The 19,178-nt window shown below is 61.1% G+C and carries 14 protein-coding genes and 2 pseudogenes; 3 read left to right on the top strand and 13 right to left on the bottom strand.

Going from position 1 to position 19,178, the window contains the following annotated elements; translation table 11 throughout:
- Positions 1-512: 512 nt before the first annotated feature.
- The 5 genes and pseudogenes from BQ8482_RS06725 to BQ8482_RS39005 all read right to left on the bottom strand — a co-directional run bounded on the left by BQ8482_RS06725 (position 513) and on the right by BQ8482_RS39005 (position 5,760).
- Positions 513-2,098 (bottom strand): annotated as a pseudogene (locus BQ8482_RS06725) (DUF1254 domain-containing protein).
- Between the two features lie 236 nt (positions 2,099-2,334).
- Positions 2,335-3,615, bottom strand: a complete 1,281-nt coding sequence (locus tag BQ8482_RS06720) for an alpha/beta hydrolase (RefSeq protein WP_425294082.1) — start codon at positions 3,613-3,615, stop codon at positions 2,335-2,337.
- 62 nt (positions 3,616-3,677) lie between these two features.
- Positions 3,678-4,316 carry a porin family protein gene (locus BQ8482_RS06715; RefSeq protein ID WP_133254701.1) on the bottom strand — a complete coding sequence of 213 codons (639 nt, stop codon included), beginning with the start codon at positions 4,314-4,316 and terminating at the stop codon, positions 3,678-3,680.
- A 463-nt stretch (positions 4,317-4,779) separates the two neighbouring features.
- Positions 4,780-4,998 (bottom strand): hypothetical protein, encoded by a 219-nt coding sequence (locus BQ8482_RS06710; protein ID WP_425294075.1) that lies wholly within the window; start codon positions 4,996-4,998, stop codon positions 4,780-4,782.
- Between the two features lie 441 nt (positions 4,999-5,439).
- Complete coding sequence (locus BQ8482_RS39005) at positions 5,440-5,760, bottom strand: hypothetical protein (RefSeq protein ID WP_244602633.1); 321 nt, start codon at positions 5,758-5,760, stop codon at positions 5,440-5,442.
- A gap of 426 nt (positions 5,761-6,186) precedes the next feature.
- Between BQ8482_RS39005 and BQ8482_RS39000 the strand changes: the two genes are divergently transcribed.
- Entirely contained in the window at positions 6,187-7,173 is a 987-nt protein-coding gene (locus BQ8482_RS39000) for a hypothetical protein (RefSeq protein ID WP_244602632.1), read from the top strand.
- Between the two features lie 135 nt (positions 7,174-7,308).
- Here BQ8482_RS39000 and BQ8482_RS06700 read toward each other — a convergent pair whose 3' ends face one another.
- The gene (locus BQ8482_RS06700) at positions 7,309-8,271 is read right to left on the bottom strand and encodes an SDR family oxidoreductase (RefSeq protein ID WP_123146755.1); all 963 of its coding nucleotides are present in this window, start codon (positions 8,269-8,271) and stop codon (positions 7,309-7,311) included.
- 87 nt (positions 8,272-8,358) lie between these two features.
- Positions 8,359-9,420: pseudogene (locus BQ8482_RS06695) on the bottom strand (alkene reductase).
- 96 nt (positions 9,421-9,516) lie between these two features.
- On the opposite strand from BQ8482_RS06695, the gene BQ8482_RS06690 reads away from it, so the two are divergent.
- Positions 9,517-10,392 (top strand): LysR family transcriptional regulator, encoded by an 876-nt coding sequence (locus tag BQ8482_RS06690; RefSeq protein WP_123146754.1) that lies wholly within the window; start codon positions 9,517-9,519, stop codon positions 10,390-10,392.
- A gap of 346 nt (positions 10,393-10,738) precedes the next feature.
- On the opposite strand, the gene BQ8482_RS06685 is transcribed toward BQ8482_RS06690, so the two are convergent.
- From BQ8482_RS06685 to BQ8482_RS06660, 6 genes are all read right to left on the bottom strand, one after another.
- Positions 10,739-13,237 carry a DEAD/DEAH box helicase gene (locus BQ8482_RS06685; RefSeq protein ID WP_123146753.1) on the bottom strand — a complete coding sequence of 833 codons (2,499 nt, stop codon included), beginning with the start codon at positions 13,235-13,237 and terminating at the stop codon, positions 10,739-10,741.
- Positions 13,238-13,420: 183 nt separating this feature from the next.
- Positions 13,421-13,819, bottom strand: coding sequence for a RidA family protein (locus BQ8482_RS06680; RefSeq protein ID WP_123146752.1), 399 nt, complete (start codon positions 13,817-13,819; stop codon positions 13,421-13,423).
- Between the two features lie 171 nt (positions 13,820-13,990).
- Positions 13,991-15,553, bottom strand: a complete 1,563-nt coding sequence (gene guaA, locus BQ8482_RS06675) for a glutamine-hydrolyzing GMP synthase (protein WP_123146751.1) — start codon at positions 15,551-15,553, stop codon at positions 13,991-13,993.
- Between the two features lie 56 nt (positions 15,554-15,609).
- Positions 15,610-16,272, bottom strand: coding sequence for a 5'-methylthioadenosine/S-adenosylhomocysteine nucleosidase (locus tag BQ8482_RS06670; RefSeq protein ID WP_123147431.1), 663 nt, complete (start codon positions 16,270-16,272; stop codon positions 15,610-15,612).
- Between the two features lie 4 nt (positions 16,273-16,276).
- Positions 16,277-16,735 carry a PaaI family thioesterase gene (locus BQ8482_RS06665; protein ID WP_095494954.1) on the bottom strand — a complete coding sequence of 153 codons (459 nt, stop codon included), beginning with the start codon at positions 16,733-16,735 and terminating at the stop codon, positions 16,277-16,279.
- 96 nt (positions 16,736-16,831) lie between these two features.
- Complete coding sequence (locus tag BQ8482_RS06660; protein WP_123146750.1) at positions 16,832-18,121, bottom strand: RsmB/NOP family class I SAM-dependent RNA methyltransferase; 1,290 nt, start codon at positions 18,119-18,121, stop codon at positions 16,832-16,834.
- Positions 18,122-18,350: 229 nt separating this feature from the next.
- Between BQ8482_RS06660 and BQ8482_RS06655 the strand changes: the two genes are divergently transcribed.
- On the top strand, positions 18,351-19,028 hold the full coding sequence (locus BQ8482_RS06655; RefSeq protein ID WP_123146749.1) for an MIP/aquaporin family protein: 678 nt from the start codon (positions 18,351-18,353) through the stop codon (positions 19,026-19,028).
- Positions 19,029-19,178 lie beyond the last annotated feature (150 nt).

Raw genomic sequence — 19,178 nt, 5'->3', positions numbered from 1 at the left:
AGCGTCGCTCGTTCGCCGAGTTCCTTCTGAAGCTGCACCCCGTTTTCAGGGGGCGCAATCTGGTCCTCCGCGCTCTTTAGGATCAGATATTTGGTCTCTCCCGGAGGCGCCCACCAGGCGTCTAGGGGAGTGCTTTCCGCAGCAGCCTTTTCAATAGTCGCCGCTCCCGGATCGAGAGAGGGCTTCAGAAGCTTCCAGACGGGGGCGGAATCGACAGGATTGGAACCAGGTATGGAAAGACCGCCAGAATCTCGGCCTCGGTGGACGCGGGGTTGAAGATAATCTCCAATGCTCTGGCCGCGGGCGGTGCGGGTTGGACCTTCCCGCCAGCGGCCAGTCCTTTAGCTCGACGATGCCCGTTTCGACAATTTGTCGCTTGGGTAACCGTTACGGATATCGGCAGCACTAAGCAGGCGATGAACAGGGCGAGCATTGCGAAATGCCTTGTCGGGTTCATGCGAGCACACTCCCGTGCTGGGTTAGGGGATGCGATCTTCAACAACCAGCGGCCATCACTTCACCAGCTCGATCTCGCTCGGCCGCCATTCTTTCGTGAAGAACGGCTCGAGCGGGCTGTAAAGGCGCAGGAGCGTAAACCAGCCTTTCTTCGGGTCGGTCTGGATCCAGTTGCCCCGAGCGACGCCGTCGGGCTGGGTCGGGCCGAAGTAGATTGTGGTGGAGCCGTCCGCGGCCGCCTCGGCGGCAGGCGACGGATAGCTCTGGCTGCCGGCGCGTGGATAGCGCTGCGGCGTGTCGAGCATCGAGCGCGTCATGTTGTCGTACAGCGTGAACGACCAGAAGTTCTCTTCCGGGATGCCCTTCGGCAGCATCACCTTGTAGGTCTTGGACCCGTCAAAGAAATTCTTGTCGGCATCCAGAGAATTCAGAAGATACTGCGACCCGATGCCGGGCAGCCGCATGGCCATGCCCGGTGTAATGCCGGTGATGCGTAGAAGAAATAGGTCCGCGCGTCCATGGTGCGGTAGCCGGTATCTGGATAGGGCTTGACGCCCTCGGCCGTGATCTCTGGGATCGGTGTTTCGAACTCGTAACCGGTCTGAAACAGCAGGTTCGACCACGACGAATCCGGATAGTAGAACCAACTCGGATCGCGTCGACTCATGAACAGGCTGCGCGAGGTTGCATTCGCCAGCGCCAGTGCCTCGGTCATGATCTTCTTCATGCGCTCGTCTGGCGCGAACGGCTTGCCCTTGACGATGCCGATGGCGACGACCGGGCCCATCAACTCCGGGTCGAGCGAGGTCGCCGGTTCATTCTGCACGACCTCGTTGAGCGTCTCGTAAAAGCTCCAGTCATTCGGCGGAAGGGTATTCATCACTTTGCCGCTTCCATTGTGAAACACAGTCGGCGGAGGCGGGGCGACTTTCCCAAGCTTGACTTTCCCGGCCAGAAAGTCAGCGACAGGAGTACCGACACCGCCGACTTCGTATGGATACACCTTCATGAACTTTTTGATCACCTCGACCGCCGGCTTGGGATCGTTATTTTCAAGGAAAGACCGGCCGAACCACAGGATGGCGTTGGTGCGGGAGCGCACGACAAAGAACCCTCCCTGCGGCAGCGGTCCGGTGTAGTCCGGCCCCACGATCAGATACTTGCCGCCCTCTCCGCGGTCAGGCCCCGGTCCGCCCACGTCGATCACCCAGCGGAACCAGGCGTCCTGCACAGCGCCAAGAAACTTGGGCGGCGTCTCCATCACCACCGGTCCTTTGCTGAGATCGAGGAAACCCATGACGTAGATCGTGTCCGCGTTCGCGGTCAGGAACAGCGACTTGGCATCCATCAACTGTTCGAAAACAACAACCTCGTTATCCTTCATCCCGATGCTCATCATGCCCCTGCGCAGCGAGGCGATGCTGACGCCGCGCAGATTGTCCATGAACGCGCGGTAGGCGTAGGTGAAGTCGAGGTTGTCGTAGAGTGTTTTGGCCGTTTCCCTGCTCGGCACGCCGTCCTTGAACTCGAGCGTGCCGAGGCGCGTCTCGACCTTATCCGGGGTGACGAGAGATGGGGGAATGGCCGTTTGGGCGCTGGCCCCAAACGTGCCGGCGAGGAAACTGGATGCCGCGAGAAACATCAGCAGGCGGGCGTGTCTTGAGAATTTCATGGCCGTCCTCCTTGGGGGATACGACCTTACGTTGCGTTATTTGTGTGCCGCGTACCACGTAAATAACTGTAGCTTACGGCTTTGAGAGAATACGCTCGCAGCGGGCGATAGTTGAATCCAGTGCCGCGTCCAGGTCTGCCACCCATTGATATGGCCGGAGACGATACGCCAACCTCGAAGTTACTCCGCGCAGGCCAATCGAGGGACTATTTCTTGCAATCTTTTGTGGCGGAACCAACGCATTCCTTGCCAGCACTCGATTTCCGGCTGGTCTGGGACCCCGTCAAGGCGCCGATGTGGTTGCCCAAATTTTCTCTGCTGTTTTGATCGACCGCTGCAACAGGTGCCGCAATCACCAACCCTGCCGCGCTGCCCGCCGCTGCCGCCGCACCGGTCGTTGCATGAATGATCGTGTCGCCGAGGCCTATCCTGTTGTCGGTCAAGGTCTGGCCGCCGGCCATACGCGCCCCAATCAGTTGAACGATCTGCGGTGACGACGCGAACTTGCCGTGATGCAAAGGATCTCCGGATTTGATTTTCGTCAGATCGATGACGGTTATATTGTTGTTCGCAAGCTCTTCCTTGTATGGAGCTTGTTCCGGATCAATCGATCCGAGCCGGGGGATATCGCCCCAGACCCGTCGCGAAACTTTGAGCGCGCGATCATCCTGCGAGACAAAGAGGGTGAACTGCGGGTGCTGTTTGCCCATGTCGGCAATCTGAGTGCGAAACACATCGACGTCGACGTCTGGCGCGGCCAGCATGACGTTTTTGAACTTCTCCGGAAGGCCGCCATTGCGGATGGCCATCTGGCGCAAGCCTTCCAACGCAAGCCAGTTGCCCATCGAATGGGCGAGGATCGAAACTTCCTTTATCTGGGGATCGCGTGCAAGATATTGGAACAGCAGTTCAAGCGCATTTCGCGTGTAGTTGGTGCTTTCACGATCGTAGCCATACGCCAGCGCACTGCCTCGGGAGGGCCATGTGACCAGGATCGGGACGCTCTGCGTGTCCGTGTCCTTTGCGATCTGCGCAAAACGATAGACCGCGTCTTCAAAGCGATTGTTGAATCCGTGAATAAAGACGAGGACACTGTGATCCGGGCTCTTCCTGACAGAGGCGCTAAGCCACCCCTTCGCTGTCTGGAGCGTCAATTCTTGGGCCTGCACGACGGCGAAATCAGTCGCCGGGTTTGAAGGCAGCTTCTTGGGCCATGCAACCTCTCCAACCTTGCGGACGGATGGCGGAGGGATCGAAACCGTAATTTCGGCAAACGAGGGGGCCAGTCCGCGCTCGCCCGTATACATTTGTGCCGGATTGGAGGAACGACTGCGTGTCGTTGCGACCAGCATCTCCACCTTGCTGGAGGAAGGCGAGGTATCGGCCACGGGCAGCAGCACATTCGTCGGACGGGACGCGCACCCCCACAGCAGGCCAACCAACGCCGACGCCAACAAAACGTTGCTGATACGCCTGACTTTGGACAGACTCACGAAACAGTTTCCCAAACTCTTCTCCCGTTTCGAAGTTATCCCCGGCGCAGATCCGATCAGAACCGAAATCTGGCGCCGATGATTGGTCCCTGCATTGCTATGTCAAACACAAATCCGTCGTCGGCGTAGTCTACGGCAAGGTAGCGATAGCCCGCTTCCAGCGTGACCGAATCACTGTACCGGTATTGAAGCGTGCCCAGCACCTGCCAATCGATGTCGGCGCCAACACCGAAGCCACCGACATCCGCCTCGCCATGGAGTCCGAATCCGTTGCCGAGAGCAACATCGCCGGCCACACCAATAATGGGGTCGACCCAAGTCTTGCTGCCGCTGGCCTCTCTTACGGCGAGAGGGCCAGTAACGGTCAGATCCGCATCGAGGTACCAAAGCCGTCCGCCGGCCAGAACGTCCAAGGTCGCGGTGCCATTGTCGACGACCCGATAGGAGCCGCCGAAGGTCCACACCACCGTGTTCATGTTCGCTTTGGCCGAAAAAAGAGCCAACGGGCCGGGCGACGTGCCATCGGCCTCGAGTCCCAGATAGATGAAGTCGGTGAACAGAGCGTAACGGCCATTGCGCGCCTCACCGGTAAGCATGAGCGGCGGGGGAGACCAATCGATGTGGTCGAAAATCTGGCTGAAATCGACGTCGATATCTACCGGCGACAGGCCCCTGACGCCGACCCTGCCCTTCATGCCTGCCATCCAGAAATAGGGCTCTGCGGTGAAGGTCCAGGCTGGCGCGGCTTCAGCAGGCACGGGTGCGGCTTCAGGAAGTTGCGTCGCAGCGTCTGCAGCGATCGCCGGCACCCCAACCAGCGTTGCCGCTGTTCCCGCCGAAGCCACCACGAGAGCTCGGATGATCCCCATATAAAGTCCCCTCTAAGTCTGTCTTTCATTTCATGTCCGATGCGATCGCGCCCGCAGTGACAACATTACATGTATTCGCGCTGCTCAGCTAATGGATATCAAATTCCGATCATTTTTTGATCTCGACAGCGGTTCGTTTGGTTCGTGACTGTCACGGACAGTTCTGGGCCTACTTCGGGAACAGCAGGGAGATTCCGTGCGGAATCCGAAGCCGTCGGGTCCGCTGTCGGGGCCGCCCAATACCGCACGCAGCTCGATTGCCAGACAGAAATTCCAAGCCAGCCTCCGCTTAGTTCTGGCGTGGCGGCCAAGGAATGACATGCGGTTTGCGGGCGGCATCCGCGTGCAGCACGGCTCCGACTTCCCCAACCAGCCGATCCACCAGTTCCTGCCATTCGGCTCGTCTAGCCTCGCGCAATGCCGGCGGGACTTTGTCGATCCTCGACAGTGCGAGCTCCGCTTCTGCAAGTTCCTCGCACATATCCTGAAAGCCCTCACTTCGGTCCATCAGCCGATGGATCGCCAATTCAAACTGCGGGAATCGACGCACTGCCGCCGAGACCGCTCTTTGCCTATCAGCCGGTTCGTCGTCCATCCTCATGGCGCAAATTCGTGTTTTCCCGAAACCACCGTAGCCTATCGCATGGAGGCGGCTGCGGAATGTAAGTTACGTGGGCGACAGGGTAATTTCTGAACATCCATAGCGAACTCGGTCGGCACCAAGCCTATAAAATCGCAAATTCAAACTGCGCTGCCGGCGAGGCCGCCTAACTAAACTATTTGATCCGTTGTCATCCGCGGGCGCATTGCGCGAACCATCGCCGTCATCCCAGCGTTATCCGTTCAGACTACTAGGAGTATTGCAAGAACAGGCTCGCGGATATAAATTACGCAGCGAGGGTAACCGGCGAAAAATGAAATATAACTGGGAGTGGTCACCCCCAGAACGTCAGGTGAGGGAACCAAGGTGATCCGGGCCGAACCAGCCGCAGGGAGGGAGCATAGGCTCGCCCCAGAGAATTGTCGTGCCCAGCTTGCCCTGATCCTCAACAGCGCGGACTTCGATGCAACCGGTCGCGAGCGCCGCTTCCTCAGCCATGTGGTGGAGGAGACGTTGGCGGGTCGCGGTGATCGCATCAAGGCCTATTCGATCGCAGTCGAAGTGTTCGGCCGTGACATGTCCTTCGACCCACAGACGGATCCGATTGTCCGCATCGAGGCTGGCCACCTCCGGCGCGGGCTCGAGCGTTACTACCTGACTGCCGGACACGCCGATCCAATTCTCATCACGATCCCGAAGGGCGGTTACGTTCCAACGTTCTCGGCGCGATCGCCCCACGAGACCGTTGAGCCGGCCTTGCCGGTTGAGTGGGCAGAGAAAGTCCCGACCCCTCGTCGATGGATGAGGGCATCATGGCTGACAGTGGTTCTTGCGGCAATCGTCGCGGCATTGGCTGTTCTGGCATTGGGATTGGCGAGGAGCGGCGTCCGCCCAACTTCGCCTGAGATTCCGCGACTGCTGGTCGAGACATTCGACGATCTGAACGGCACTCACGCCGCGGCGGCCATCGCGAGTGGATTGAGGCAGGAAGTCGTCAGCCAGCTTTCCAAGTTCAAGGATATCGTGGTCGTGGAGTCGGCCGCAAAGGGGGAGGATCCATCGATCTCGCCGGCACGATTTGTCCTGGCCGGAAGCGTGAACCTGTCGACCGATGCCTTCCGGCTTCGGGTCCGGCTGCTCAACCGGGCGGACAACTCGGTTCTGTGGGCAGAAAGCTATGATGGCGGGCTGAAAGTGGCGGAGCTTGTGGAAGTCCAGACGGACATCGCGCGTAATGTGTCATCGAGCCTGGCCCAGGCATATGGCGTCATCTTCCAGGCAGACGCCAATCTCGACGTCGTCAATCCGCCCGACGATTGGGCCGCCTACTCTTGCACGCTTTCTTTCTACGCATATCGGGTCGGTGTCGATGCAGAAAGCCGGTCATCGGTACGCGCGTGCCTTGAGAAGGCGGTGGACCGCTTTCCGACCTACGCCACCGCCTGGGGTCTTCTCTCGCTGATCTACATAGATGACTATCGATTCGAGTTTTCAGGCGACCCCGCAGAGTCCGCCGCTGCGCTCGATCGCGCCTTGGCGGCGGCAAGGCGATCTGTGGGGCTTGATCCTGTCAACATCCGGGGACGCCAGGCAGAAATGGTTGCGCTCTATTTCCACAAGGAGATCGATGCCGCATTGAAAGTGGGCAAGCAGACTTTGACCATCAACCCGAACGACACCGAGTTTATGGGCGAATATGGAGAGCGCCTGGCGGTTTCTGGAAATTGGCATGACGGATGCCAATTGATTGCGGAGGCGCGTCAGAAGAACCCAGGGCCAGGCTACTATGACGTGGATCTGGCCCTTTGCTCGTATTTCAGCGGGGATTATCCGCAGGCAGCTATGTGGATCAACAAATCGCCATTTCCGTCGAATCCGGTCTATCATTTGCTTGCCGCTGCCGTTTTCGGCGAGGGAGGATACAAAATCGCGGCTGATCGCGAGGTCGCATGGCTGAACCAAAATCAACCTGATTTGGTGAAGAACATGCGCCAGGTGGTTTCGGCGCGGTTGGCCCGTTCGCAAGATGTCGAGTTTTTCCTCGGCTCGCTGAGGAAAGCGGGCCTTGGCATCGCAGACTGACCGTAGTTCTCCACCGCCCATCAAAGTCTGAGCATGGTTGTCGCGCGTGAGCGCGCGGGCGAACCCGTTTCCAACACCGTCATTCTGAAGAACAGGCGCCCCATCTCGCTGCTCTTGGGAGCCAGTCCATATGCATCAGGAAATTAGCTGATGACTTTTCGCCCATCGCGTGATCGCATCTCGGGATGTAGGGGCGGGTCCAAAGTAGTGTTCTTGCTTCGAAATATGCGAAACATAGACGCCCTTCTTGAAGAACAGGAACATCTGAATCAGATCATACCCAAGCTCGGAAAACAGCCTTACCGGGCGTGCGAGCAAGCGGAAAACCAGCCACGGCACAACCCGGACCTTGAGGCGTTTCTTTATAACCTCGGAGACGAGATCGGCGACCTCTTGCTGGCTCTTGGGCCCATCGCGCCAGCCGACATCGATCGTTTGGTTGTTGATTTCACTACCAGGAAACGTCGCGGCTTTTGCAAGATATGAGGCCAGATCATCTGTCAAAACATAGGACCATTTTGTAGTCTTATCGCCCATCGCCAGGAACCGGCCAGCTTTCACACCCTTCGCAATATAGTCGGAACTCTGATCGAGAAATGAGGGCGCGCGGACAAATACATATGGCACACCAGAGGCCTTAATTAGATCCTCGGCCACTTTCTTGGCGTGGAAATGTGGCACTGCTGACGCCGCCTCGCAGCTAACGATGCTGAGAAAAACAAATCGGCCAACATTGGCTCTTGCTGCGGCCTCTATAAGATTCTTGTTGCCCTGAAAGTCCGTGTCGAGGCTTCCCTTCATGTAACTGTTAGCCGAGCTGACTACGACGTCCACGCCCTGCAACGCACGATCCAATGACGCTGGATCCATCATATCGCCGCGCACCCATTCGACGTCGGCGCTCTCATTTGAGGGCGCGCCCTTTCGCGACATCGCAACGACGGCAACGCTCGCATCAAGCGCCAAGTTGCGGAGAATCTTGGCTCCGAGGAATCCTGTGGCGCCGACGAGCAGGACCTTTTTTGCCCCCGTCGCGCTTGCGGTCTCGGCAAGTGCCTTCTTATCCGAGGCAGTCGAGGGATGCGGTGATTGAGTCAATCTAATCTCCTGTCATGAACTGGTATCGGTCCGTGGCTCCCCCAGCCCTGCTCTGATCGGAGCTCGAAAACGGGTACGGCCGCGTCCCTAGACGCTTAGGGCGGGGTAATCGATGTAGCCTCGCGCGGTGCCGCCGAAGAAGGTGTTTTGGTCTGCCTCGTTCATCGCTGCATTGGCCTTCAGCCGGACGACGAAGTCCGGATTGGCAAGGACCATCTGGCCATAGGCTTCGAGATCGGCCAGCCCCGAAGCTGCGTCGGCTCCGATCTGGTCGCGCGGACGACCCGGCCGGCTGAGGATCAGCGATTGGTGCCAGAGCTTGCGAATATCGGCCAGCAACGGCTCGTTGCCCTGGTGCATGATGTGCACATAGGCGAGCCCGAGCTTGTCGAGCTCGGCGACAAGATGGCGGTAGAGGTCCGGCCCTTCGGCGCCTTCATCGATCCCCCACATGGTCGTCCCCGGGGACAGGCGGATCGCGGTGCGGTCCGCGCCGACCTCCTCGGCGATCGCCGTTGCGACCTCGATGGCGAAGCGGGCGCGGTTCTCGAGGGAGCCGCCATATTCGTCCGTGCGCGCGTTGGCGCTCGGCGCGAAGAACTGCTGGACGAGGTAGGCGTTTGCGCCGTGAATCTCGATGCCGTCGGCGCCGGCCTCGATCGCTGAGCGGGCCGCATGGCGGAAATCGGCGACGGTCCGGCGCACTTCTTCGGTCGTCAGCGCGCGCGGCGTGGGAATGTCCTGCAGCCCGGTCGCGGTGAACATGCCCGTCCCCGGCGCGATCGCGGACGGCGCGACGCCCTGGCGGTGATGCGGCGTGTTGTCGGGATGCGACATGCGCCCGGCGTGCATGAGCTGGATGAAGATGTGGCCGCCTTTGGCGTGCACGGCGGAAATGATCTACCGCCAGCCGGCGACATGGGCGGGCGTGTAGATGCCCGGGGTGGTGAGATAGCCTTGGCCGTCATCCGAGGGCTGAGTGCCTTCGGTGACGATCAGGCCGATACCGGCGCGCTGGGCATAATATTCGGCAGCCAGCTCTCCCGGCGTACCGTCGAAGGCTGCGCGGCTGCGGGTCATGGGCGCCATGACCAGCCGGTTGGGAAGCACGTAGCGGCCCATGCGGGCCGGGGTGAACAGTGGATTCATTAGGGTTCTCCATTCGTTGGAGTCCTTGTCCACCATTCCGAACTTGGGATAAACCTGGCAGAATTGAAATCATATTCCCATCTGTGGAGCAATCAGTTGAGCCATTTGAACGACATGGCGCTGTTCGTGGAGGTGGCCAGAGCCAGGAGCTTTCGGAAGGCGGCGGAGGCTCTCGGCATGCCAAACTCTACGCTGTCGCGACGTATCAGCGAGCTGGAGAAGGCGATCGGCCTGAGACTGCTGCATCGCACGACGCGCAAGATCGAGCTCACCGAGGCCGGCCAGCTCTATTATGAGCGAAGCAAGCGAATCGTCGACGAGGCACGGCTGGCGCACGAACAGCTCGGCGCCATGCTCGAGCAGCCGAGCGGCGTCCTACGGGTTTCGCTCCCGGTCGACCTCGCCACGCTTTACCTCACTCCGATCATCGGCGATTTCGCGCGGCACTATCCCGGCATCACGTTCGAATTCGACCTGACCCCACGCCGCGTCGATTTGGTGGCCGAGCCGTTCGATGTGGCGATCCGCATCGGCAAACTGGAAGATTCCAGCCTGATCGCTCGCCTGATCGGGCGGCATTCGCGCCACCTCTATGCGTCTCCTGGCTATATCGAAGCGTCAGGCGAGCCCGCGACACCGGCTGACCTGGCGGAGCATGAATGCATCTGCATGCCGCGGAGCCCGACCTGGACTTTGCACCAGGAGATGAACAAGGTCGATGTCGGCGTTCGCGGCCGCTTCACGCTCAACAGCGTCGGGATGATCCGCGCCCTGGCGGTCAACCACCAGGGCATCGCCCTGCTTGCCGAGAAGATCGTCGCCGAAGACTTGGCCTCTGGCCGGCTCCGACGCATCCTGCCCGAATGGCAGGGGTCGTCGGTCAGCATTCACGCCGTCACCGAAACTCGCCTTATTCCAGCCAAGACCCAGCGCTTCATCGAATTCCTGTCTTCCAGGTTGATGGAAGCTTGAACATGCTATTGCCGCGGTTTCCGCGCTACTCCCACTCGATTGTGCCCGGCGCTGCTGGCGAAACATCTCCACCACGCCTGATGCCTCTTCCCTGCGCATCAGCCCGTGGTCGGCGGAGAATCTCATCTTGCTCCAGTCGCAATGGCAAGTGAGCGACAGACAGTGACTAATTCGCGGGAACAGCATGCTCACCATTTGGACATACGACCGGGTGCCCGGCGGCGAAAATGGCCCAGAGGCTTTGTGCGTGATCTCCGGCTGAGATGAGCCTGCGAGGAAGCGGCACTCGACTACGCGGTGAAGAGTACTGCGCGATTGAAGCGATCATGCGTTCAGCCACGGCTCGTCATGCAATCTTCCCCCGCAAGCTGTCCGCGAGTGCAGAAAGCGTATCGGCAAGTTGTCTCGCGGTTTCCGGTGGCGGCAGCGGCATTTTGAGGCTTTGCGCGCCGGTGGCGGGATCGCGCTCAATCCATGGATGCGCCGGTGCGCTGGGATCGTTGGCGGACGCCAGCGCGGCGACAAACTGGGCGCCGACCTGCAGCAAGGCGCGCCAGGGATCGGCATCGGCACCCGTATCGCTCGGCGGTGCTCCGGCCGCATCAGTTCGCGCAATCGCCGTCTCGCCCGCTCCAGCGTCTACATCCGCATTTACATCTTCCGCGGAACCGGCCGCATCTGCAGCGGCGATGTTCCTCACTTCCTCGGCCGGTGTTACGGCCTCGCCCTCACCCATGCTCCCGGTGACATTTTCCACGTCCTTCATGAAGCGGTTGAGACGCGAACCGCCGAGCGAAATCTCGCCGCTGGCACCATCGAGAATTCCCGCCGACAAAGAGCGTTTGAACGCCAGCACCGAAAGCATGCCTTCCTCGATGGTGCCCTTGGCCACGAAATTGATGACCCGCACCGGCCGTTTCTGACCCATGCGATGAATGCGCGCGATGCGCTGTTCGAGGATCGCCGGGTTCCACGGCAAGTCCATGTTCACCAGGGTCGAAGCATGCTGCAGATTGAGCCCCGTGCTGCCGGCATCGGTGGACAGAAACACGCGGCAGGCGGGGTCGTCGCGAAACCGCTCGACCAATGCCGGCCGCTTCTCGGACGGCACGCCGCCGTGGAAGCTGACGTAGCCCAGCTTACGCGCTTCGAGGCGGCGGATGACGATCTCGTGGGTCCGCATCCATTGCGAAAACACCACCGCCTTGGCGTCGGGCTCGGCGAACAAATCCTCGAACAGCGCCGCCAGTTCGTCGGCCTTAACGCCATGATCGGTTTCCTGGTCCAGCAGATAGGTGCTGTTGCACGACATGCGCATGTTCTGTAGCGCACAGGTCAGCCGGCGCTGATCCTTGTCCGACAGAAACCTGGTCTTGCGCCAGCGCTGGACGATTTTCGCCACCACGTCAGCGTTTTCCTGATGATAGAGCATTTGCATCTCGGTCATCGGCATCAGCAGATTCTGGTCGGTCCGGCTGGGCAGTTGCCGCAGCACCTCGGATTTGCGCCGGCGGATCATGACCGGCGCCAGCGTTTGGCTGACCTTCTCCAGCCCGGTGTAGCCGGTAACACGCCCGGTATCGTCCTTGACCTGATGTTCGTGCAGCAGCTTCCAGGTCGGCCCCAGCCGGTGCTGATCGACAAACTGGACGATGGACACCAGTTCCTCCAGCTTGTTTTCCAACGGCGTCCCGGTAAGCACGATCGCATAGGAGCTATCGATGCGCTTCAGTGCGCGCGCGGCAATTGTGTTCCAGTTCTTGACCCGTTGCGCTTCATCGACGATGACCAGTTCGGGTCCCCATGCCGCGATCAGGTCGAGATCGGGCTTGAGTTTCTCATAATTTGTGATCTTGCAGAAATCGTCAAAGGCGTAGTCCATCTGCCGCTGCGCCCGACCGCCGTTGATCACGCGTGCCGCATTTTCACCTTCCCGCCCCGAGAAACGCATAATCTCGCTTTGCCACTGGTATTTGAGCGAGGTCGGGCAGACCACCAGCACTTTCGAGACGCCAAAGTGTCGCGCCAGTATTTCAGCTGCGGCAATTGCCTGTATGGTCTTGCCCAATCCCATATCGTCGGCGATCAATGCCCGGCCGGTTCGCACCGCAAACAGCGCACCTTCGGCCTGATAGGGATAGAGCGGCACCTTCAGAAGTGCCAGCAGCTTGGGATCGGCGGCACCGCGCTGGAACAATTGTTCGAGCTTTGCGGCGCGCCGGTCCGCATCGCGCCTTCCCGCGATAAAATCGAGCGCATCGTCATAGGCCCGCAACTCATGGCCGCACTTCGACACCACGGTCATAAAGCGCTCCAACTCACCAAACCGCTCGTCCGGCAGCATCCCGTCGTGTTCGGCATCGAACAACCCGTCGGCGGCCTCGCTGACCGCCGGCGGGCAGTCCGTTCCGGCGCGAAAATACACGCAGCGCTTGCCTTCATTGCGTAGATACAGCTCAGAAAATGCCGGCTGGTAACCGCGCGCAAACGCTGTCCTGGCACCGCGCTTTTTCTTCAACCAGGCAAGTGTGAATTCGAGGTGCTTGCAGGTTCCCAATTCGCTGGTGGCATAATCGGGGCATGAACAGAAATTGCCACCCGGCCCCAAGCCTCGGATCGCCACGCGGTAGCTGGACTTCGAAACAGGATTGCTGACCCGAAATTCGGAGAAAAACGGTTCGCTGGTCAGATTTTCAAGCCCGAAGTCCTGCTCGCGTCCGAACTGGCGGCGCAAGCCGCGTTGCCAGTCGACCGGCGAAAGATCGGCAGGCGCGTGGGTGCGCGAGAGCTTAGGCTCCCGGTTCGGCTTGATCGCGGAATTCAGGCGTTGGCGCTTGGATTTCATCGAAGCATAATCCGTTCAGAAAAATTTCTCACCAGACGTTAACCGTGGATGCGGGCGACTCCCCCCTATTCCCACTTGATCATTCTCGGCTTTCGTAACGTGCTGACGATCAGCGTCGTCGGAAAAAGACCGTCACGGCCAGTCGTTGGACAGACTCTGCTGGTTCGGTTGCCCGGTCGTGGCCTACCCGTCCACAACCGCGAACGCATCAACCTCGATGAGATAACCGGGAGAAAGGGCGGTGACCCCTACAAGCACGTCGGCCGGCTTGTGATCGCCGAACAGCACCACTCGAGCTTCTTCGATGATCGCCAGATGGCGATCGCGCTCGTAATCAACAACGTAGATCGTAATCTTTGCCACTTGTTCGGGAAAGGCGCCGGCGGCGGCAAGGGCTTGACCAAGATTGGCGAACACCTGGCGTGCTTGAACCGCTAGATCACCGGGGCCTACAAGCTTCCCGTCGATGTCTTCCGGTTCCTGACCAGCGACGAATATGAGCTTGGTCCCCCTTGCGACAACGACTTGAGTATAGGTCGTTGGGGTCGGTAGATCGCGCGGATTGATACACTCTAGCGTCATCTTTTTCGCTACCCCTTTGATTGCTTCGTCGTTCCGCTGTTCGGGTCCATCGGGACGTCTCCTTTGCCAGGGGTATCGCGGAGCCGTTCGAGCACTATAGATTACAACGGCCGCATAACAGTTTCCCTAGCTATCCTCTTCTACTCTATTCTACTGCGCGCCACTCTCCTCTCATTCCCACTCGATTGTGCCCGGCGGCTTGCTCGTCACGTCGTAGACGACGCGGTTGATGCCGCGCACCTCGTTGATGATGCGGGTGGCGGCGGCGCCGAGGAAGGCCATGTCGTAGTGGTAGAAATCCGCCGTCATGCCGTCGACCGAGGTGACGGCGCGCAGCGCGCAGACGAATTCATAGGTGCGGCCGTCGCCCATCACGCCGACGGTCTGCACCGGCAGCAGCACGGCGAAGGCCTGCCAGATGGCGTCGTAGAGGCCGGCCTTGCGGATCTCGTCGAGATAGATGGCATCGGCCTCGCGCAGGATCTCCAGCTTTTCGCGGGTGATGCCGCCCGGGCAGCGGATGGCGAGACCGGGGCCGGGAAACGGATGCCGGCCAATGAAGCTGTCGGGCAGGCCGAGCTCCTTGCCGAGCGCCCTCACCTCGTCCTTGAACAGTTCGCGCAGCGGCTCGACCAGTTGCATGTTCATGCGCTCGGGCAGGCCGCCGACATTGTGGTGCGACTTGATCGTCACCGACGGGCCGCCGGTGAAGGAGACGCTTTCGATGACGTCGGGATAGAGCGTGCCCTGCGCCAGGAAATCGGCGCCGCCGAGTTTCTCGGCCTCTTCCTCGAACACCTCGATGAACAGCCGGCCGATGGTCTTGCGCTTCTTTTCCGGGTCCGACTCGCCCTCGAGCGCGCCGATAAAACGGTCCGAAGCGTCGACCAGGATAAGCGGCAGATTGTAGTGCTGGCGAAACATCTCCACGACGGCGGCGGCCTCGTCCTTGCGCATCAGCCCGTGGTCGACAAGGATGCAGGTGAGCTGGTCGCCGACCGCCTCGTGGATCAGCAGTGCGGCGACCGAGGAATCGACGCCGCCCGAAAGCGCGCAGATGACCTTGCCCTTGCCGACCTGCTTGCGGATCGTCTCGACCGCGTGCTCGCGGTAGGCGCGCATCGTCCAGTCGCCCTCGATGCCGGCGATCTTATGGACGAAGTTTTGGAGCAGCCGGGCGCCGTCCGGCGTGTGCACCACTTCGGGGTGGAACATGATGCCGTACATCTTGCGCTCGACACTGCCGAAGATGGCGAACGGCGATCCTTCCGATTTTCCGAACACCTCGAAACCCTTTGGCAGGGAGATGACGCGGTCGCCATGGCTCATCCACACCTGGTGGCGCTGGCCGGGCGCCCACAGGCCCTCGAACAGCGGGCTGTCCTTCTGGATCTCGACGAAGGCGCGGCCGAATTCGCGATGGTCGGAGCTTTCGGCGACGCCGCCCATCTGCACGCACATGGCCATCTGGCCATAGCAGATGCCGAGCACCGGCACACCGGCATCAAAGACGATCTGCGGCGCGCGCGGGCTGCCGATGTCGCCGGTCGAGGCCGGGCCACCGGAGAGGATCACCGCCTTCGGATTGATTCGCTTGAACGCCGCTTCGGCCGACTGGAACGGCACGATCTCGGAAAACACGCCGGCCTCGCGGATGCGCCTGGCAATGAGCTGCGTGAACTGGCTGCCGAAATCGACAATCAGGACGGTGTCGGGATGATTGGCTATCTTCATGGCGAGCGTTTAGAGAAAGAAACGAGTCGGCGCAATGGGTTGCGAAGGCGTCTCTCTCACTCCGTTTCCGCGTCATGCGATGGTCCAAACTGCAGCGCACCGGAGCCGATCGCCTGTTCCAGCCGCGTCACCGCATCCGCCAGCTTCTCGTCGATGACATGGAGATACTCCTTCCAGTCGCCGACATGCCTGAGATCGGCAGCCCCGTCGGAAATGCCGCGCAGGCCGATGAGCGGCACGCCGAACAATTGGCAGGCTCGCAGGCAGGCGAAGGTCTCCATGTCGACCATGTCCTCGACAATCGCATCATAGGCGCTGCCGGAAATGATCGCCGCGCCGGTCGACAGCGTCGCCTCGCTTATGCCTGGAATCCTGAACGGCAGCGGCACCGTCACCGGCAGGTCGAGAAACGGCGTCGCACCCTTCTCGAAGCCCAATGGCGAGGCGTCGATGTCGCGGTAGGCGACCGAAACGGCCTGGTAGATCTCCGTCTGTTCCAGTGTCCGGCTGCCGGCGGAGCCGAGCGACACGACGAGGTCCGGCAGCGCCTTTTCAGACTTCAGCCATGACAGTTCCGCGCCCAGCCTGACACCCGCCTCGACCGGCCCCACCCCTGTCATGACAGGCGTGAACAGCCGCTGCAGATGCGGACCGTATTCGGCCTGCGCCGCCATCACGAAGAGGACGTCCCTACTCGCAATTCTGACGGCCTTGCGCATCGGATCAGCCTTCAATGCCATCGCGACCGACCACCGTCATCATCGTTCCGGTCATGGTGGCGATCAGCTTGGCCTCGCCGTCGACGGCGAAGGCATAGGCCTGGCCGTCGGCGACGATGATGGTGCGGCCGGGCTTGGTCACCGAGCCGCGGAACAGGAAGCGCTCGCCCCGGCCCGGGGCCAGCAGATTGACCTTGAACTCGATGGTCAGCACACTGGAGCTTTCCGGCATCAGCGAGAACGCCGCATAGCCGCAGGCTGAGTCCAGCGCCGTCGAAATGACGCCGGCATGAAGAAAGCCATGCTGCTGGGTCAGCGCCGCCGAATAGGGCATCTCGATCTCGATGATGCCGGGCGTCACCAGCGTCAGTTCGGCGCCGATGGTGGTCATGGCGTTCTGGCGCGCGAAGGACGTCCTGACGCGATCCTCATAGTTGGGGGCGGGTACGATCTCTGCTGCCATGGCTTGTCACGCTCCTGTCAGAAAAGCTTATTGCAGAGGCATGAGCGGCAGGCAATCGCTATTGCTGCACTGCAGCAATCAGGCCGCCGGCAACGTTCAGCCGCCCTTGCGCAGTGCGCAGACATAAAACCCATCGGTACCGCTCAGCGCCGGCGACAGCGAAATGCCGCCCGCGGCGCCGATACGCGCGGCCGTCTCGTGGCCCGGAAAGCGGCTGTCCCAGAGCTGGCGGTGATCGACCGGGGCAAAGCCGCTGTTACGATCCAGGAAGGCAGCGACCTGCTCGCCATTCTCCTCGTCGAACACCGAGCAGGTGATGTAGACCAGCAGCCCGCCGGGTTTGACGAAGGCTTTGGCCGCGTCGAGGATCGCCGATTGCTCGCCCTTGCGTGCATCGAGCTGCTTCTGCGACAGCCGCCATTTGGCATCGGGCCGGCGCCGCCAAGTGCCGCTGCCGGTGCAGGGCGCGTCGACCAGGACGATATCCATGTGGCGCGAGAGGGGGCTGAGTTCCGCCGGCTTGGTGACGATTTGCACGTTGCGGTTTTCCGAGCGGCGGATGCGGTCGAAGATCGGCGCCAGCCGCGCCTTTTCGGCATCATGGGCAAACACCTGGCCGCGATTGTCCATCGCCGCCGACAGTGCCAGCGTCTTGCCGCCGGCTCCGGCGCAAAAGTCGAGGACCTGCATTCCGGCCTCGGCGCCAGCCAGCATGGCGGCGAGCTGCGAACCTTCGTCCTGAACCTCGAACCAGCCTTTCTGGAAGGCCGGTTCCGCCTGCACGTTCGGGTGCCTGCCGTCGCCCGCGATCGGCGGGATGCGGATGCCGTGCGGCGCTATCCGTGCAGCCTTGGCGCCGGTCTCGGCCAGTTCAGCGAGCACCTTGCCGCGATCGGCCTGCAGCGTGTTGACCCTGAGGTCGAGCGGTGGGCGGGTCGCCAGCGCCGCACCTTCATCGACCCAGCTGGCACCGAAGGCCTGCTCGAAAAGCGGTTCGCACCAATCCGGAATATCGGCCCGCACCGCTGGCGGCGCAGCGTCGAGCCGGCGGCCGGCAACCGCTTGCAACTCATTGTCGTTGAGCAGCGGCGGCGCGAATTTGTCGCCGTCGAGCACTTCGTTCAGCGATTGCGCAGTCTGGTTCCATTCGAGCAGCAGCGCGCCGAAAGCGACGGCGCGCGGCGTATCTTCGCCCAGCAAAAAGCCGGCCGAGCGCTTCCGGCGCAGCCCGTCGTAGACGATGTTGCCGATAGCGGCGCGATCGCCGCCGCCGGCGAAGCGGTGCGACAGGCCCCAATCCTTCAGCGCATCGGCCACCGGCCGGTGCCGCCGGCCGATATCCTCCAGCACTTCGATGGCCGCCGCCAGCCGTCCGCCCAGTCGCATCTTGTTATTCCGTTACTCAGCAAATTATTTCCGGCCCTGCTCTAAAGCGCTCGACTGGCGCACACAAGCGGGGAGAGTCTTGGATATCAGATCGAATGCCTTGTCGGCATCCGAGACTTCAACCGGCGCATTGCTTGTACTTTCAAACTTTTGAAGTTGCGGTAGTCTTCCGCTGCGTGATTCGCGAAGAACTGCAAGCGGATCGGCGGGAAATTGCGAGGAGAGGGCAATGAAGACTTATCTGGCGGAAGTTCTAGGCACATTTCTACTGGTGTTCATCGGCACGGCTTCGGTGGTGACGGGCGGCTTCGGTGGCGCGCTGCCGCTGGGCCAGGAGGGCATCGGTCTAGCATTCGGCATCGGCCTGATTGCGGCGGCCTATGCGATCGGCCCGATCTCGGGCGCGCATCTCAACCCGGCGGTGACGCTCGGCGTGTTCCTCGCCGGCCGAATGCAGGCCAAGGACGTCATCCCGTACTGGATCGCACAGGTCATCGGCGCCATCATTGCGTCGCTGGCGCTGTGGATCATCGTCTCCGGACAAGTCGGCGGACACACCGGCGGCTTCGGCGCCAATGGCTGGGATACGACGAAATGGGGCGTCAGCTCGGCGTTCCTGTGGGAGCTGATCGGAACCTTCACCTTTGTCACGGTGATCCTCGGCGTCACCAGCGCCAGCCATACGACGGCCTTTGCCGGTCTCGTTATCGGCCTGACACTGGCAGGACTGCACTTCGCCATGATTCCGGTGACCGGCACATCGCTCAACCCGGCCCGCTCGATTGGCCCGGCGCTGTTTTCGGGCGGTGCCGCGATCGGCCAGCTCTGGCTGTTCATCGTCGCACCGCTGATCGGCGGCGCCATTGCCGGCGTGGTCGCCAAGACACGCATCTTCGAGAAGGACTGACGGCCGAAAGAAGCCTCAAAACAAAAAGGCGCGGGGCCAAGCCCGCGCCTTTTTGTGGCCAGAGCGCCTTGGCGCTAGCTAGAGCCCCATCCCGATGGAATCGGGATGGGGCTCTGTCTTTCTATTGAGCATGATCTTTTCCGAAAGCCG

Source organism: Mesorhizobium delmotii (assembly GCF_900149755.1).
GTDB lineage: Bacteria > Pseudomonadota > Alphaproteobacteria > Rhizobiales > Rhizobiaceae > Mesorhizobium > Mesorhizobium delmotii.
Note: the sequence above shows the minus strand (reverse complement) of the source record. Positions and strands in the feature narration are given on the sequence as shown.